Raw genomic sequence first — 15718 nt, forward strand, 5'->3', positions numbered from 1 at the left:
ATCGTGGCGATGCGAAGCGAGCCGTCCGAACTTATGCGGATCCGGTAAGCGGTCGTGACGTGCCCAGCTCGGCGATTGGGGCTTGACTTTGAGTGCAAGATGCTACCGTTGCAGGGAACGGCCGGGCTCCTTATGCCCGGCCTTTTAAGGCCGATGAAGCATCTTGCCAGAGGCTCAAAGTCAAGCCCCAATCGCAATCGTCGCGAAGCGGCGATGAAATGACCCGGCCCGGCGCTCACCACCAGCCGGAGCAGCGTCCCGTCGAGCTGTCGCACAGCCGGAAGGCGAGCTTCTTCACGTCCGAATAGGTGCCCGAGAAGGACGAGTTCCGCACGGACCCGTCCTCCGAGCGCTGCAGGTACGTGTGCGAAGGGAGCGACGACGGGCCGTCGGTCCACCACTTGCCGTCGTAGTCGTTGCCGTCCCACACCCACGACTTGCACAGCGGCAGCGTGCCGCCTTCCGGGCCGTGCAGGTCGTTGCATTGCTGGCGGCTGAGGCCGGGGTGGTGGTGAGGAGGGTGGCGCCGGCGACCATGGCCAGGACGGCGGCGATTTTCTTGGCAGCGGAAAGCATTGCATCAGCCCCAGTTCGTGAGAGAGAAGAAGATCAGGCGTCGATGATGCGGGCGACAGCGCGCCAGCCCTGCTCGCCGCCGCCGTTGGTCTGCCACTGGAGCACCTTGGCGCCGTTGGCGATGCTGCCGCCGGAGACCGAGGCGACCTTGCCGCTCTTGGCGTTGACCAGGTAGCCGCTGGAGAGGTGGTCCCAGGACTGTTCGGCCTCGCCGGTGCAGGACCACTGGATCAGCTCGGCGCCGTTGGCGGTGCTCCCGCCGCCCGAGACCGAGAGGCACTTGCCGCTCTTGCGGTTCTTGAGCTGACTGCCGGACCAGTACCAGAGCTGCTCGCCGCCGTCGTTGCAGCTCCACTGGATCACGTTGGCACCGTTGGACGTGCTGCCGCCGCCTTCCACGGACATGCACTTGCCGCTCTTGAAGTTCACCAGGTTGTAGTAGGTGGCCGCGCTGGCGGACGGAGCGACCGTCAAGGTCAGGCCGACAGTCGCCAGAGCAGCGAAAACCGTTCTGCTGAAACGCAAAATGGAACCCCAGGTGTGATCAGCAGGGTCGAGCGACCCCGGTGATTGCAACGTTACAAACGCCGCCGGGGCCGCTCAAACACCCGCTGATCAAGTTCGCCTGGACTTCACCTGAGCGTCATCTCGTCGAACAGAGCAGCACCACCCTCGAGCGCAGAGCGTGGGCCACGGAGTCGAAGCCGTTCTTGACGTACTCGCCCTGCGCGACGTAGACGGCGTCCGCGTACTTGCCGGTGAACGTCTCGAACGTGCGGTAGGTGCAGCGGTCCGGGCCGAGCGGCGTGATGAGCTGGTCGCGTGTGCCGAGCAGGCCCGGGAACGTGTCGCCGGTGTCGTAGCGCAGCAACCGCGGCGGGTCGACGATGCGGATGTACTCGCGGCTGACCCACGTGCCCTCGGTGCCGTCCGGCTTGGGCAGGGTGAGGTCGATCGGCGCGTCCAGGGCCAAAGTCGTGTCCACGGCGAGGGTGTACGGATTCCACTGTGGATAGTTCGGGTAATCGATCAGCACGCTCCAGGCGAAGGAGGCCGGTGCGTCGATCTCCACGGTCACGGACTCGATCAGGTTGCTCATGACGGCATGTACTCCCCGCCGTTGACGTCCAGAGTGGCTCCGGTGATCTCGGAGGACAAGCGGGACAACAGGAACAGCACCGCGCCCGCGCACGCCTCGTCGGTCGGGATGCGGCCCAGTGGGTTGCGAGCGGCGATCTCGTCGTAGACCTTCTGCTCCGGGACACCCCGCGAATCGGCCGTCATCTTGAGGAAGAAGCGCACGCCCGGGCCGTCCAGCCAGCCCATCACGGCCTGGTTCGCGCGGATGCCGGAAGCGCCCAGTTCCAGTGCGAGGAACTGGGTCGCGGTCGCCATCGCCGCCTTCGCCACCGCGTAGCCACCCTCGCCGCGCATCGGCTTGCGGGTGGTCATGGTGCCGATGTTGACGATCGAGCCGCGCCCGGCGGCTTTCATGTGCGGCACCACTTCGCGAGTGACCTGGAGAGCGCCGAAAAGAACGATGTCCATCGACCGCCGGATCGCCTTCTCCGGCGTGTCCAGCAGGTCGAAGAAGCCCGGATGCCCGAACGCCGAGTTGACCAGGCCGGTGATCGTGCCGAACCGGTCGACGGCGGTGGACACCAACGCGGAGACGTCCTCCTGCCGGCGAACGTCGCACTGCACGCCGATGGCCTCGCCGCCGGCGGCGAGCACGTCCTTCTCGACCTGCTTCATCACGTCGGCGGACCGTGCGGCCATCACGACCTTCGCGCCCTCCGCGGCGGCGCGGGCGGCCAGCTTCGAGCCCAGGCCGGGGCCTACGCCGGTGATCAGCACGACCTCGTCTTGCAGTATCACAGGTAGACCTCCGAGTAGAAGGCGAAGTCACGGTGCAGCTGGTCCTCGGAAAGGCCGAAGTCCGTTGGCGCGTAGCAATGCGAGCCGTGCCGTTCGGTGCGGTTGCGGGCCAGGTAGGCCTCGAACGCCGCGTCGTCGGCCGGTCCGGCGGGCAGGCCCAGCGCGTCGAGGACCTGGCGGGCGACTTCCAGAGGTTTGCTGACGGTGTCGGCGAACCGGACGTCCACGAACCGGTCGGGGCGCGCCTCCCGTGCGGAGGCGAAGTCCCGCAGGGTGTCGGCGAACCGGCGGGACCAGTACCGTCCAATTCGGACCGGATCGACGTTCTCGCTGTACTGCGAGGACATCGCGCGCACCATCGAGGCGTACGACGGCACGGCGTTGACCGGCGAGCGGTGCGTCATGACGATCTTGCAGTCGGGGAACGTGTCGAACACCGCGTCGACGGCGGTCAGGTGGTGCGGTGACTTGAGCACCCACGGCAGTGCGCGATCGGGACTCTGCCACTGCAGCACCTGCAGCCACTCGCGCAGCTCGCGGTAGGCGGGCGACTGGTCGGCCGAGCGCAGCCAGTCGCCGTACGAGGGCACCCAGTAGAACGAGTCGTAGCTCATCGACACGAACGTCCGGTCCAGCAGGATCACGTCCTCCTCCGGCCCGTCCCACACGACGGTGTGCAGGTCGCCGAACTCGGGGGAGAGCTGCGCGAACATCTGCATGCGTTCCTGCGCGCGGCGTTTGCGGTCCGGGGCGTCCGGGCCCTCGCCGGGGAACGGGATCGGGTACGCGACCTCCCACGACAGCGTGGAGGTGACCTGGGGCGACGCGGCCAGCAACCGGTGCAGCAGCGTGGATCCGGTGCGGGGCAGGCCGCAGATCTCGGCGGCCACGCGCACCTCGACGTCGAGCACCGACGGGTTCGACCGTTGCAGCGCGCGCAGTCGCAGCCGGTCCGCCAGCAGCGCGGTCAGCCGATGCCTGGTCAGCTCGAAGCCCAGCGGCGACAGCGCGGCCTCGGTGTTGAGGCTGCGCACGAGCACGTCGAGCGGCTCGCGGAACCAGTCGTCGCCGAAGTCGGTGAGACCGGTCTTCGCGCAAGCCTTCTCCAGCAGCTCCGAGACGTTCAGCTCGGTCGTCACCGTCATCGCATCTCCTCCAGGGAAACCACGCGGCACTTCGGGATCGGATGCTCGGAGGCCCCGAGCCAGCGCAGCAACGCGGTGCCGGAGCTGTGCCCGCAGGTGTCGATCCAGTTGCCCGCACCGGGATCCTCGGCGGCCACCACGATCGTCAGCCGGCCATCCGCGTCCAGCGAAGCCGTGTGCTTGTTGACCGTGATGCGGCGGCGGTGGTCGAGCGACTCCATCCACCAGTTGTCGAGCTGGAAGTTCCAGTACGGGCAGTCCGGCACGTCGGTCTCGATCACCCACGCCTCGCTGGGCCGCAGCGACCAGTAGCCGTGCAGGTAGAAGATCTCCGGATCGCCGCCCGCGCGCTGGAACATCTCCTGGCCGAAGTCGGGCAGCTCGTTGGGGCGCGCCATGAACGTCCGCGTCCAGTGCGCGAACGTGGCCGCGGTGCCGTGCACGGACAACGCCGCCCGTTGCAGCGCCTTGGCCAGGAACTCAGGCGTCAGTGAAGCGGGTTCGGCCGGTCCGCCGATCTGCTCGATGTGCCACGAGCCGGGCTCTTCCGAGGCCCGGTCGAGATAGGTCTGACGCACGACGAGACCTGTCGAGTCAGGCGCCAGTGGAAGCCAGTTCGCACCCTGCTGAACAGCACTGGCGATGATCTCCACCGTGCCGTCCGGTGCGATCGTCAGGTCGGCGTCGGACAGCTCGCCGGTCGACGCCATCGTGCCGTCCTTGGCGTACCGGTTGGCCTTGGACCCGATGCTGAAGTACGCGATGGTGCCGCGCTTCCCGGTGATCCGGTAGGTGCGGTCACCGCGGATGTTCGCCGACAGGTAGACGTTGTCCGGGTTGTCCGCGCCGATCTTCACGAGGTCGAGCTCGTGGAACCGCGGGAAGTCGGGATCGGCGTTGTCCAGGCAGGAGTACAGCATCTCGCGGGTCAGCCGGGTGAGGTAGCGGTAGCCCTCTGCCCTGTCCAGGGCGGTGTCGGGCCCGGAGAGCACCACCTCCCCGGCCTTCTCGAGCGCCTGGCAGAACTGCGACCACGCCTGATCCGGCACGGGACCCTCCCGAAATTAGAACGTGTTCTAGCGCAACATACCCGATTCTGGACAACGTTCAACAGACGCCGAGCGTGCGAAGCCGGTCCACCACGACCTCGGCTGCCTCCGCGGGGCTCAACGCCGTGGTGTCGAGCCTCAGCTCAGGGTTCTCCGGTGGTTCGTAAGGCGAGTCGATGCCGGTGAAGTTCGCCAGCTCACCCCGCCTGGCCCGCGCGTAGAGGCCTTTCGGGTCGCGCTGCTCGGCGACCGCCAACGGCGTGTCGACGAAGACCTCGCAGAACTCGTTCTCGGCCACGAGTTCCCGCGCCAGCGCCCGTTCCGCCCGGAACGGCGAGATGAACGAGACCAGCACGATCAGCCCCGCGTCGACCATCAGCGCGGCCACCTCGGCGATGCGGCGGATGTTCTCGACGCGGTCGGCGTCGGAGAACCCGAGGTCCTTGTTCAGCCCGTGCCGCACGTTGTCGCCGTCCAGCAGGAACGTGTGCCTGCCGTCGGCGTGCAGCGCCTTCTCGACCAGGTCGGCGATGGTGGACTTGCCCGCGCCGGACAGCCCGGTCAGCCACACCACGCAGGGCCGGTGCCCGTTGCGCTCGGTCCTTGCCCGCTTGTCGACCGTCATCGTCTGCCAGCGCAGGTTCGTCGACCGCAGGGCGAAGTCGATCATCCCGGCGCCGACCGTGGCGTTCGTCAGCCGGTCGAGCACCACGAACGACCCGAGGTCGCGGTTGGTGCGGTAGCTCTCGAACGGCACGGGCGCGTCGAAGTGCACGGTGTCGGTACCGATCTCGTTGAGCTGCAACGCCTTCGTAGCCGTGAACCCGACGGTCCGTGCGCCGATCTTGGCCAGGTACTGCCTGCCGGGCAGCAGCCCGGTCTCGTTCAGCCACACCAGCTTCGCCTGGAACGAGTCGGCGGTGCCCGGCGGGTCCTGGGCCGCCGCCAGCACGTCACCGCGACTCGCGTCCACGTCATCGGCCAGCACGACGGTGACCGACGACCCCGTTGGGGCCTCGGGCAAATCACCGTCCATCGTGACGATCCGCTCCACAGTGGAGGTTCGCTCGCCGGCCCGAACCGAGTCGCCCTGCCGCAGCACACCGCGCAACACCCGTCCGGAGAAGCCGCGGAACGACGCGTCCGGCCGGTTGACCCACTGCACGAGGAACCTCGACGGCCCGTCCTCCTCGGTGTCGATGGCCACCGACTCCAGCCACTGCAGCAAAGTCGGCCCGTCGTACCACGGCGTCAGCTCGCTGTGCCCGACCACGTTGACGCCCTCGGTCGCGGACATCGGCACGCAGGTGATCTCCGCGAAGTCCAGCTCGGCGGCGAACTCAGCGAACGAAGCGCAGACGTCCTCGAAGACCTCCCGCGAGTAGCCCAGGAGATCGAGCTTGTTCACGGCGACGGCGACGCGCCGAATCCCCAGCAAGGATACGATCCGCGCATGCCGCCGCGTCTGGCTGAGCACACCCTTGCGCGCGTCGAGCAAGATCACCGCGGCATCGGCGGTGGACGCGCCCGTGACCATGTTGCGCGTGTACTGCTCGTGCCCTGGAGTGTCCGCGACGATGAACCGCCGCGCCTCGGTGGCGAAGAACCGGTACGCGACGTCGATCGTGATGCCCTGCTCGCGTTCGGCGGCGAGCCCGTCCACCAGCAGCGCGAAGTCCAGCTCGCCCCCGCGGGTCCCCACCCGCCGGGAATCGGCCTCCAGAGCGGCCAGATGGTCCGCGTACAGCAGTTTCGACTCGTACAGCAGTCGCCCGATCAGCGTGCTCTTGCCGTCGTCCACGCTGCCGCAGGTGATGAACCGCAGAAGCTCCATCAGAAGTAGCCCTCCCGCTTCTTGCGTTCCATCGACCCGCTCTGGTCGTGGTCGATCAGCCGCCCCTGTCGTTCGGACGTGGTCGCGGCCTGCATCTCCTCGACGATCTCGGCGACCGTCCTGGCCTCGCTGCGCACCGCACCGGTCAGCGGGTAGCAGCCCAGCGTCCGGAACCGGACGAGCTCCGAACGAGGCTGGGAGGTCAGAGGCATCCGGTCGTCGTCCACCATGATCAGCATTCCGTCGCGGTCGACCACCGGCCGGTGCGCCGCGAAGTACAGCGGCACAACGGGAATCCGCTCGCGCTCGACGTAGCGCCACACGTCCAGCTCGGTCCAGTTCGACAGCGGGAACACCCGGATGCTCTCGCCGGGCGCGACCCGCGTGTTGTAGAGCCGCCACAGCTCGGGCCGCTGGTTCTTCGGGTCCCACCGGTGCTGCGCGGTCCGGAACGAGAACACCCTTTCCTTGGCACGAGAGGCTTCCTCGTCCCGCCGCGCCCCGCCGAACGCGACGTCGAACCGGTGCTTGTCGAGTGCCTGCCGCAGTCCCTGGGTCTTCCACAGGTCGGTGTGCCGCGAGGAACCGTGGTCGAACGGGTTGATGCCCAGCGCCACGCACTCGGGGTTGCGGTGCACGATCAGCTCGAGCCCGAGTTCGGCGGCGACCCTGTTCCGGAACGCGATCATCTCCCGGAACTTCCACGTGGTGTCCACGTGCAGCAACGGGAACGGCGGCTTCGACGGGTAGAACGCCTTGCGCGCCAGGTGGAGGAGCACCGAGCTGTCCTTGCCGATCGAGTACAGCAGCACCGGGCGTTCGCTCTCCGCCACGGCCTCGCGGAAGATGTCGATGCTGTCGGCCTCCAGCGTGTCCAGGTGGTTCATGCGAGGACCCCCGCCAGTTCCGGACGGCAGATCAGCAGGTCCGGCAGCCACGGGTCGGGCTGGTTGTAGACGAGCGGCCGGCCGTCGGCCCGGGACGCGTGCAACCCCGCCGCGCGAGCCACGTAGACAGGTGCGGCCGAGTCCCACTCGTACATGCCGCCCGCGTGCAGGTAGGCGTCCGCGTCTCCGCGCACGACGGCCATCGTCTTCGCGCCCGCGCTGCCCATGGGCACCAGCACGCCGTTGATCGCCGCGGCGATCCGCTCGGCGCACTCGGGTGGACGGGTGCGGCTCACGACGATTCTGGGCCGGTGGTGCGGAGCGCGGGGGACCGGTCGCAGCGCGGGCAGTGCGACCGCACCCGCGACGAGCTCGCCCCGTTCCCACAACGCCACGTGCACGGCCCAGTCGGTGCGGCCGAGCTCGGCGTACTCGCGGCTGCCGTCCAGCGGGTCGATGATCCACACCCGGTCGCAGGCCAGCCTGCGCGGGTCGTCGGGTGCCTCCTCGGACAGCACCGCGTCGCCCGGCCGGTGTTCTTCCAGTTGCGCGGCAAGGAAGTTCTGTGCCGTCCGGTCGCCGTCACCGGGCCGGACGCGCACCAGCAGCCGGCCTGTCTCGGTGGCCAACCGTTGTGCCAACTCACCGTCGGTCTCCGCCATGCACCGACGGTAGCAACCAAACCGAACAACGTTCAATATGCTTTTGAACGTTGTTCAAAGTAGGATCCGGCATCGTGAGCACAGAGCAGACGGCCTGGGGTGACGCGGAAGGCAGGCGGCGCGACATCCTGCAGTCGGCCGAGCAGATCCTCGAGGAGCAGGGGTACGCGGGCCTGACCATGCGCGCGATCGCGGTGGGCGCGGGAGTCAGCTCCGGCACCGTGTACCAGTACTTCTCCGGCAAGGAGGACGTCTTCGCGGCACTGATGGAACGCCGCCTGGACGAGCTGCAGCACACGCTGAACACGGTCGACCGCAGCCTCGGCGTCGCGGGTGTGCTCAGGCAGATCGAGCCCCAGGTCACCGAGCTGTGGCGACGGTTCGGCCGGTCAGCCGCCCAGTGGGAGGCGAAGGTGCTCTCCGGCGGCCGCAAGGGCAAGGAGGTCGCCGGGTCCGCGCAGGACTACCGCAAGACCATCAAGGCGCTCGCCAAGGCGCTGAACGAGACCGCGCAGGCGTCTGGTCAGACGCTCGTCGACGACCCGGCGCTGCCGCACTGGGTGTGGGACTCGCTGATCGGGCTGGCCGACGACCTGCTGCTCCAGGGCGCGCGGACGAACCGGGTCAAGCCCGCGCATCTCATCGAGTTCGCGACCGGTGCGATCGAGCGGGGTGTCATTTCCCCCCGATGAGCGAGTCCAGCGTCGCGGACCCGTTCTCCCCGCAGACCTTGCGGGACGCGGTGAGCGTGGCGGGGTTGGTCGCCTCGTCCGACCTGCCGGCCTGCCCGAAGAGCCGCTTGAGGAGGTCGACCTGGGCGTCGAGACCGGCCGACATGAAGTCACCGCACGTCGAGTTGGTGCTGAGCCTGTCGTCCCCGCCCTCGAACTCCGGCCCGAACGCGAAGAGCAACGCGACGACCAGCACGAGGCCCAGCGCGAAGACGCCGAGGCCGGGACCGCTCTTGGTGGGGCGCAGCCAGTCCTCCACCTCCTCGCGGAACGGCTCGAGCGGGGTCTGCTCCGCGTCGACCCAGAACTCGAAGGTGTCGCTGCCGGTCACCTCGACCTGGACGTGACCTGCGACGACCAGGACGCTCGCGACCTGCTCCTTCGGGTACGCGCCCGCCCAGAACGGGTCGGGCCGCACCAGCACCAGCCGGTCGGGCAGCAGGAACACCACGTCGCGCTCGCCCCTGGCGAGTCGCTCGGTCTGACCGGGCTGGATGACGACTCCGGCCAGCCAGGCCCGCACCTCAGGGCGTTCGTGCTCTTCGAGGGCCTCCGCGGCGATCGCCCACAGGTCGGGATGTTCCACGTCCCTGCTATCGCTGAAGTTGTGTCCGCAAGTTACCCGAGGATGCCGAAATTGCTCCAAATGGCACTCAGTTCGCAATCTTCGAACGCTTGACGGGCAGCTCGTAGCGCCTGCGGATGCTCGAGCCGAGCACGCCGATGTCCGCGCCGTAGACGTGGATCGAGATCGCGACCGAACTGGAGTTGTTGCACACCTTGTGAATGTCGCCCGGCGGCACGAGGTACGACGCCACACCCTGCGGAGTGCGATTGACCCGCAACGGAACGAGGTGATCACCCGCGAGCCGGTACGTGGTCTCTTCTTCTTCGCCGACGTACGTGCCGACGACGCACCATGACACGTGGTCGTGAATGCACGTCTCCTGACCTGGCAACCAGACCAGCGCGACGACCGAGAAGCTGCCGTCCGGCTCCACGTGCAGGACGTGCTGGCGGTAGGCGGCCGGGTCGGGTTCGCGCTGCTCGGCGTCCAGCAGTGACGGATCGGCGAGGTGGCGGGTGAGGGCCTTGGCGACCCGCTTGGCGACGGCGGCATCGGAGCCGCCCGCGTTCACGGCGGTGCGGACCGCGCCGACGAGAAGGGCGGCGGTGGGGGAGAGCAGACGAGGCATGATTGCTCCTCACATGATCAAAAAAGCTCCGATCAGCGCCACGAGTGAGATCAGGACGGTGGACAGCAGGCCCAACGTCAGCGCGGGCAGTCCGGAGCGGACGAGAGAACGCAGGTTCACGGCCGTACCGAGGGCGAACATGCCCGCGGCCAGCAGCAGGTTGTCCACGAACGTCGCCGCGGACAGCACGGACGCGGGCAGCAGGCCGGTGGCGCGCACGGCGGCCGCGACCAGGAACCCCACGACGAACAACGGCACGATCGGCGGACGCCTGCCCGCCGCCGGGAACCTGCGGCGTTCGGCGACGCTCACCGCGGCGAGCATCGGAGCCAGCAGCACGACCCTGGTCAGCTTCACGGCGACCGCGATGGCCAGGGCGCCGGTGACCGGTCCGGCGGCGGCCACGACCTGGGCGACCTCGTGGACGCTGCCGCCCGCCCACACCCCGTACGCGGCGGGCGAGATGCCGGTGAGCGGGTGCAACGCGGGCAGCGCGAACATCGCCACGGTACCGAACAGCGTGACCAGGCCGAGCGCCTTGGCGACGTCCTGCTCGTCCTGCTCGCGCACGCCGTTCATGGCGGCGACGGCCGACGCGCCGCAGATCGAGAACCCGGTGGCGATCAGCAACGACAGCCCCTCGCTCACCCCGAGCACCCGGCCGAGCCAGCGGGTCACGACGAACGTGACCACCACGGCGACGACCGCGAGCGCCAGCACCTCGTAGCCGAGCGCCAGCACGTCCCGGACGACCAGCTTCAGCCCGAGCAGCACGATGCCCAGGCGCAGCAGGCGGCGTCCGGCGAGCTTGATGCCGGGGCTGAAGACCACGGGGAGTTTCACCGCGTTGGCCACGACGGCTCCGAGCAGCACCGCCGCCGTCAGCGCGCTGACCGAGGGAAGCAGCCAGGTCACGACCATCGCGACCGCGACACCGGCCGCGACCAGCACAAGGCCGGGTACCGGTGAGTCGATCGCGCGCGCAGTGGTCTTGATGCTGCCCATGTGAGCAACCATCACCCCGGCGAGCTATGCGCAGAAGATGGCCATTCCTTGGGTACGTATAAGCCTGCGTTATGCCCTGGCCGCGGCGGAGACCATCGCGTCCACGGTGGCGCGCATCAGCGGCAGGCGGATCAGGTCGGGCCAGGTGTAGAGGGCGGTCTCGCGTTCGGCCTCGGACTCCACCTCGACCGTGGTCAGGCCGGGGTGCTGCAGGAACGACAGCAGCAGCCGCGGCACGAGCGCGACGCCCAGCCCGGCCGTGACGAGACTCTGGATGGCCAGGTTGTCGTCGGTCGAGCAGGTGACGTCGGGGGTGAACCCGGCCTCGGCGCAGGCCTGCTGGAGAGCGCGCTGGCAGCGGGGACAGCCGGCGATCCAGCGTTCTTCCGCTGCCTCGGCGAGCGACACCTTCCCGCGTCCGGCGAGCCGATGGCCGGTGGGCAGCAGCAACGCGAGCGGCTCGCGCATCAACGGCACCCGCAGCATCCCGGCGACGGCGGCGTCGTCCAGGGGCTCACCCCGGTAGCTGAAGCTGATCACCACGTCGACCGTGCCGCGCCGCAGCAGCGCGAACGAGTCCGGCGGCTCCTCCTCCACGAGCTCGAGCCGCAGCTGGGGACGTTCCTTGGACAGGATCGCGGCCGCGAAGGGCACGAGGGAGACGTTGGCACTGGGGAACGCGCAGATGCGGATCGTGCCGATGTCGTGCGCCGCGATCGCGCTGATCTGCTGGTGGGTCGCGGCCAGCTGGTCCAGCAGCTCCGTGCCGCGTTCGGCCAGGATCCGGCCCGCCTCGGTGAGGTTCAGGCCGCGGCCCGTGCGGACGAACAGCGGGCCGCCGACCTGCCGTTCCAGTGCGCGCATCTGCTGGCTGATCGCCGGCTGGGTGCAGTGCAGCTCCCGTGCGGCCGCGCTGAACGACCCGGTCCTGGCGACGGTCGCGAACACCTCTAGCTGGCGGGTATCGAGCACTTTCGCACGATATGCCTGATCGGCCGTCCGCGATGGACGGCCGATCAGGTGTCGGTCCGATCAGGTGCCGGTCCTAGAAGGTGAGCTTCCAGGAGTTGATGTTGCCGACGTCCTGGCTGGCCACGTCCTGGACGCGCAGCTTCCACACGCCGTTCGCGACCTCGCTCGACGCGTTGACCGTGAAGGTCTGCTGGATGTTGTCCGCGCTGCCGCCCGACTTGTTGCTCAGCGAGTACACCGACCCGTCCGGGGCGATCAGGTCGACGACCAGGTCACCGCGGTAGGTGTGGATGATGTCGACGCCGACCTTGAGCGTGGCCGGGGCGTTGCCCGTCACGCCGGAGACCGTGATCGAACTGGTCACGGCCGCGCCGTTGTCCGGGATGGCCACGTCGGCGGTGTTCTCGAACGTCTTGCCGGGAGGGGGCGTGCCGGGGCCGACTGCTTCGAGCGCGTCGACACGGCCCTCACCGAAGAAGTTGTTCTTCGCCGTGGTGCCGGAGCAACGGGTGTCGGTGCAGGCCAGGTCGTCTGCCTGGGTGGCCAGCAGTTGGCGCAGCTGGGCCGGGGTCGCCGTGGGGTTGGCCGACTTGAGCAGCGCGGCCACGCCCGTGACGTGCGGGGAGGCCATGGACGTGCCGTCGAGCGGGGCGTACTTGCCGCCGGGCACGGTCGAGACGACGGCCTCGCCCGGCGCCGCGACGTTGATCTTGTCGGTGCCGTAGTTGGAGAACGCCGACTTGCGGTTCGTCGAGCCGATCGACGAGACGATGACGACGCCGGGTGCCTCGGTCGGCATGCTCAGGCACGAGTTGGTGATGTTGCGCTGCACCGGGGTGGAGTCGTTCGGGCTCGTCGTGTCCCGCGTCTTGTTCGCGAGGTTGTAGTTCTCGTTGCCCGCCGCGGCGACGTTCAGCACGCCCTTGCCGTCGGCGTAGGCCACGGCCCGCTTGATGCCCTCCAGGATGGCGTCCTGGTCGGCGTTGTCCGGGCAGTTGAACAGCCACGGGTCGCTGTAGTAGCTGTTGTTGGTCACCGCGAACCCGTGGTCACCGGCGAAGACGAACGCGCAGATGGTGTTCTCGGCGAAGAAGAACTTCTCGGCACCCGGCTCCGCGACGCGGACCGAGGCAATTTTGACGCCCGGCGCCACGCCGACCACGCCGTGCCCGTTCTTGGCCGCCGCGACCGTGCCCGCGACGTGCGTGCCGTGCTTGTCGACGTCCCGCCACGCACCGGCGCGGGTGTCGAGCTTGCCGTAGGCGCAGGACGCGGAGTTGGCCGCGTCGAAGTTCGGCTTGATGTCGTCGTGCTGGTCGTCGACGCCGGTGTCCAGGATGCCGACCGTGACGTTCGGCGAGCCCGGGTTGATCGCCCACGCCTTGTCGGCGCCGATCTGACTCATGTCCGAACGCACGGGCTCGTCCGCGGACGGCGTGGCCTGTGCCGGCGCGTCGGGGATCGCCGGGTTGGCGGCCGCGGCCGGGACGTCCGACGTGCGGGTGGCACCGACCTTCTGCACACCGGCAACGGTCCGCATCCTGGTCGCGAAGTCGGTGGCGGTGGAGTGGGCGACGATGACGCCGATCGCGTCGTAGCTGCTGAACACCGTGCCGGCGTTGCCCGTGACGGCGGTCTTGGCCGCCGCGGTGTCGTTCGGCGCGGTGATGACCAGGTAGGCGCGCGTGCCCGCGGCCGCGGCGGGGGTTGCCGCCGTCAGCACGCCGGCGCCCACGGCCGCGGCGATGACCGCGGCGCGCAAGCGTGATCGTGAACCCAGGAACACGATTCCTCCAACTTCTAGCGGGCGATGCCCGCGCACGTCGCGCGGGTGCAGGGGCCCGTCACGGCATTAGAGGAGGTCAGGACGGATTCGGGACGCGCGGTTCCAGAAATGCTCCGTTCGGTTCACGCCGAACGTCGCACGTCAGGCGTGTGCGGTGCTGACCAGTTCGGCGGCGAAGAGGCGCATCAGGCCCGGCAGCCGGTAGGTGTCGCCGTCGCCCCACTCGGCGAGACCGAGGTCGACCAGGTGGTCCAGCGCGGCCTCGGCGTCCAGCACGCCCGAGCCCAGCGCGGTGGCGGCGGTGACCGGGTCGCACACCTCGTGCCGGCCGAGCAGACGGCACGCGGCGGTGGCGAGCGGGTCCTGGACAGTGCTGAACGCCGTGGCGCAGGCCGCGCGAACCGACTCGCCGCCGAAGCTGAGCTCGGCCAGCCTGCGCCGCTCCGGTGCCAGTCGGCGGGCCAGCCGGGCCGGGGAACGGGACGGGCGGTGAGCGAGGAGCGCGCCCGCGATGTGCAGTGCGAGCGGGACTCCGTGGCAGCACTGGACGATCTCGGCCGCGGCCGCCGGTTCGGAGGCCACGTGCGGTGCCAGCCGGGTCAGCAGCTCCAGTCCGTCCACATCGGACAGAGGCGGGAGCTTCACGTGGGTCGCGCCGTCCAGCAGGAGCGGGGCGTGGCTGGTGATCAGCACCGCGCACGGTCCGGTCGCGGGCAGCAGGTCGCGCAGCGGGGCGGGATCGGTCGCCCCGTCGAGCACCACGAGCACCGCGCGGTCCGCCAGCCGTGATCGCAGCAGGGTGGCGGCCTCGTCCGTCGCGTGCGGCACGTCGGTCACGCCGAGGTGCCGCAACAGCCGGTGCGGGACGTGCGTCGCCCGGCGGAGGTCGAGGTAGAGCTGGCCGTCAGGGAACACCGGCGCGACGCGATGCGCGACCTCCAGCGCCAGCGCGCTCTTGCCCACGCCGCACGGGCCGTGCACGACGGCCACGACGGGTGTGTCCTGGGCGAGCAAAGCCTGCAGGCGCGCCACTTCGGGCCCGCGACCGGCGAACGACCGGCACGGCGCGGGAAGCTCTCTGGGTACGGCGGGAGCGCACACGCCGGGAGCGCGCCCGACGGGAGCGTGCACGGTGACGGCCGCGGTCAGCGACGGGTCGCGGTCGAGCACCGCCTGGTGCAACCGGACGAGCTCGGGCGAGGGCTCCAGGCCGAGCCGGTCCGCGATCACGGCGCGGTAGTCGGTGTAGACGGCGAGAGCTCCCGCCAGGTCGCCCGACCGGTACAGGGCGGTCACCAGGTGCGCCCGCGGCCGTTCCCGCAGCGGATGCTCGGCCACGAACTCGCGCAGCGGCGTGACCAGCGAGTGGTGCTCGCCGAGACCCAGTCGCGCGTCGAAGTGGTCCTCCGTGACGGCCAGCCGCAGCTCTTCGACCGGTGCGATCGACGCGGCCAGCGCGGTGCAGCCGGCCAGGTCCTCGAGCACTGCGCCCCGGCACGCCGACAGCGCCTCGCCCAGGTGCCGTGCGGCCGCGGCGTGGTCACCGCGGGACAGCGCCGCCCTGCCCGCTTCGGCGCGTTCGGTGAACAGGTGCAGGTCCAGTTCGCCCGGTCGCAGCGTGAGCTGGTAGCCCGCCTGCTTGCCCGCGATGCGCTCGGCGCCGTCCGGCAGCACCTGACGCAGCCGGTTGGCGTACGTGCGCAGGTTCGCCACCGCGGACATCGGCGGTTCGTCCGCCCACAGCGCGCGGACCAGCCTGCGGATCGGCACCGGCCGGCCGGGGTTGAGCAGCAGCGTGGCGAGCAGGAGGCGTTGTTTGAGCGACCCCAGCACGACGTTCGTGCCGCGGGCGCGCACCTCGATCTTCCCGAGAACCCTGAACTCGACTGACACGCCGGTGATCCTGTCTGTGGCCGCTGACACACCGCCGACACGGCATACACGCGGCCGTGTATGCGCGCTGGGCGTCCCCGTGTACGTCGCTTTCCTACGTTGGC

At 69.5% G+C, this 15718-nt stretch carries 16 protein-coding genes; 1 reads left to right on the forward strand and 15 read right to left on the reverse strand.

The features are described 5' to 3' along the window. Window positions 1-235 precede the first annotated feature (235 nt). The 9 genes from ABZ345_RS09055 to ABZ345_RS09095 form a co-directional block, all read right to left on the reverse strand. Window positions 236-430 carry a hypothetical protein gene (locus ABZ345_RS09055; protein ID WP_359844584.1) on the reverse strand — a complete coding sequence of 65 codons (195 nt, stop codon included), beginning with the start codon at window positions 428-430 and terminating at the stop codon, window positions 236-238. A 179-nt stretch (window positions 431-609) separates the two neighbouring features. Next, the gene (locus ABZ345_RS09060) at window positions 610-1101 is read right to left on the reverse strand and encodes an RICIN domain-containing protein (RefSeq protein WP_359844586.1); all 492 of its coding nucleotides are present in this window, start codon (window positions 1099-1101) and stop codon (window positions 610-612) included. A gap of 118 nt (window positions 1102-1219) precedes the next feature. Then, window positions 1220-1675 carry an SRPBCC domain-containing protein gene (locus ABZ345_RS09065; RefSeq protein WP_359844588.1) on the reverse strand — a complete coding sequence of 152 codons (456 nt, stop codon included), beginning with the start codon at window positions 1673-1675 and terminating at the stop codon, window positions 1220-1222. Then, complete coding sequence (locus ABZ345_RS09070; RefSeq protein ID WP_359844590.1) at window positions 1672-2454, reverse strand: SDR family oxidoreductase; 783 nt, start codon at window positions 2452-2454, stop codon at window positions 1672-1674. The genes ABZ345_RS09065 and ABZ345_RS09070 overlap by 4 nt, the downstream gene beginning before the upstream one ends. After that, entirely contained in the window at window positions 2451-3599 is a 1149-nt protein-coding gene (locus tag ABZ345_RS09075; RefSeq protein ID WP_359844592.1) for a sulfotransferase, read from the reverse strand. The genes ABZ345_RS09070 and ABZ345_RS09075 overlap by 4 nt, the downstream gene beginning before the upstream one ends. Beyond that, window positions 3596-4648 (reverse strand): DUF1214 domain-containing protein, encoded by a 1053-nt coding sequence (locus tag ABZ345_RS09080; RefSeq protein WP_359844594.1) that lies wholly within the window; start codon window positions 4646-4648, stop codon window positions 3596-3598. Before ABZ345_RS09080 ends, ABZ345_RS09075 begins: the two co-directional genes overlap by 4 nt. Window positions 4649-4706: 58 nt before the next feature. Beyond that, on the reverse strand, window positions 4707-6482 hold the full coding sequence (gene cysC / locus ABZ345_RS09085; protein WP_359844596.1) for an adenylyl-sulfate kinase: 1776 nt from the start codon (window positions 6480-6482) through the stop codon (window positions 4707-4709). Next, entirely contained in the window at window positions 6482-7369 is an 888-nt protein-coding gene (cysD, locus tag ABZ345_RS09090; RefSeq protein ID WP_359844598.1) for a sulfate adenylyltransferase subunit CysD, read from the reverse strand. Before cysD ends, cysC begins: the two co-directional genes overlap by 1 nt. Then, complete coding sequence (locus ABZ345_RS09095) at window positions 7366-8031, reverse strand: 3'(2'),5'-bisphosphate nucleotidase CysQ (protein ID WP_359844599.1); 666 nt, start codon at window positions 8029-8031, stop codon at window positions 7366-7368. Before ABZ345_RS09095 ends, cysD begins: the two co-directional genes overlap by 4 nt. A 74-nt stretch (window positions 8032-8105) precedes the next feature. Between ABZ345_RS09095 and ABZ345_RS09100 the strand changes: the two genes are divergently transcribed. Next, window positions 8106-8723, forward strand: coding sequence for a TetR/AcrR family transcriptional regulator (locus tag ABZ345_RS09100; protein ID WP_359844601.1), 618 nt, complete (start codon window positions 8106-8108; stop codon window positions 8721-8723). On the opposite strand, the gene ABZ345_RS09105 is transcribed toward ABZ345_RS09100, so the two are convergent. The 6 genes from ABZ345_RS09105 to ABZ345_RS09130 all read right to left on the reverse strand — a co-directional run bounded on the left by ABZ345_RS09105 (window position 8707) and on the right by ABZ345_RS09130 (window position 15614). Then, window positions 8707-9348: a hypothetical protein gene (locus tag ABZ345_RS09105; RefSeq protein WP_359844602.1), complete on the reverse strand. Its 642-nt coding sequence runs from the start codon at window positions 9346-9348 to the stop codon at window positions 8707-8709. The genes ABZ345_RS09100 and ABZ345_RS09105 overlap by 17 nt on opposite strands. A 67-nt stretch (window positions 9349-9415) precedes the next feature. Then, on the reverse strand, window positions 9416-9958 hold the full coding sequence (locus ABZ345_RS09110; protein WP_359844604.1) for a cysteine dioxygenase family protein: 543 nt from the start codon (window positions 9956-9958) through the stop codon (window positions 9416-9418). A gap of 9 nt (window positions 9959-9967) precedes the next feature. After that, window positions 9968-10963, reverse strand: a complete 996-nt coding sequence (locus tag ABZ345_RS09115; protein ID WP_359844606.1) for a putative sulfate exporter family transporter — start codon at window positions 10961-10963, stop codon at window positions 9968-9970. A 69-nt stretch (window positions 10964-11032) separates the two neighbouring features. Then, window positions 11033-11935, reverse strand: a complete 903-nt coding sequence (locus tag ABZ345_RS09120; protein ID WP_359844608.1) for a LysR family transcriptional regulator — start codon at window positions 11933-11935, stop codon at window positions 11033-11035. Between the two features lie 73 nt (window positions 11936-12008). After that, window positions 12009-13697 carry a S8 family serine peptidase gene (locus ABZ345_RS09125; protein ID WP_359844610.1) on the reverse strand — a complete coding sequence of 563 codons (1689 nt, stop codon included), beginning with the start codon at window positions 13695-13697 and terminating at the stop codon, window positions 12009-12011. Between the two features lie 165 nt (window positions 13698-13862). Then, window positions 13863-15614 (reverse strand): BTAD domain-containing putative transcriptional regulator, encoded by a 1752-nt coding sequence (locus ABZ345_RS09130; RefSeq protein ID WP_359844612.1) that lies wholly within the window; start codon window positions 15612-15614, stop codon window positions 13863-13865. Between the last annotated feature and the right edge of the window lie 104 nt (window positions 15615-15718).

The sequence above is a fragment of the Lentzea sp. NPDC005914 genome (assembly GCF_040629405.1).
In the GTDB taxonomy this organism is placed as follows: domain Bacteria; phylum Actinomycetota; class Actinomycetes; order Mycobacteriales; family Pseudonocardiaceae; genus Lentzea.

What these genes read in the sequence shown, in the direction of transcription:
- ABZ345_RS09065 (WP_359844588.1), bottom strand. Translation starts at nt 1,675, where the DNA reads ATGAGCAACCTGATCGAGTCCGTGACCGTGGAGATCGACGCACCGGCC.
- ABZ345_RS09075 (WP_359844592.1), bottom strand. Translation starts at nt 3,599, where the DNA reads ATGACGGTGACGACCGAGCTGAACGTCTCGGAGCTGCTGGAGAAGGCT.
- cysC (WP_359844596.1), bottom strand. Translation starts at nt 6,482, where the DNA reads ATGGAGCTTCTGCGGTTCATCACCTGCGGCAGCGTGGACGACGGCAAG.
- cysD (WP_359844598.1), bottom strand. Translation starts at nt 7,369, where the DNA reads ATGAACCACCTGGACACGCTGGAGGCCGACAGCATCGACATCTTCCGC.
- ABZ345_RS09095 (WP_359844599.1), bottom strand. Translation starts at nt 8,031, where the DNA reads ATGGCGGAGACCGACGGTGAGTTGGCACAACGGTTGGCCACCGAGACA.
- ABZ345_RS09110 (WP_359844604.1), bottom strand. Translation starts at nt 9,958, where the DNA reads ATGCCTCGTCTGCTCTCCCCCACCGCCGCCCTTCTCGTCGGCGCGGTC.
- ABZ345_RS09115 (WP_359844606.1), bottom strand. Translation starts at nt 10,963, where the DNA reads ATGGGCAGCATCAAGACCACTGCGCGCGCGATCGACTCACCGGTACCC.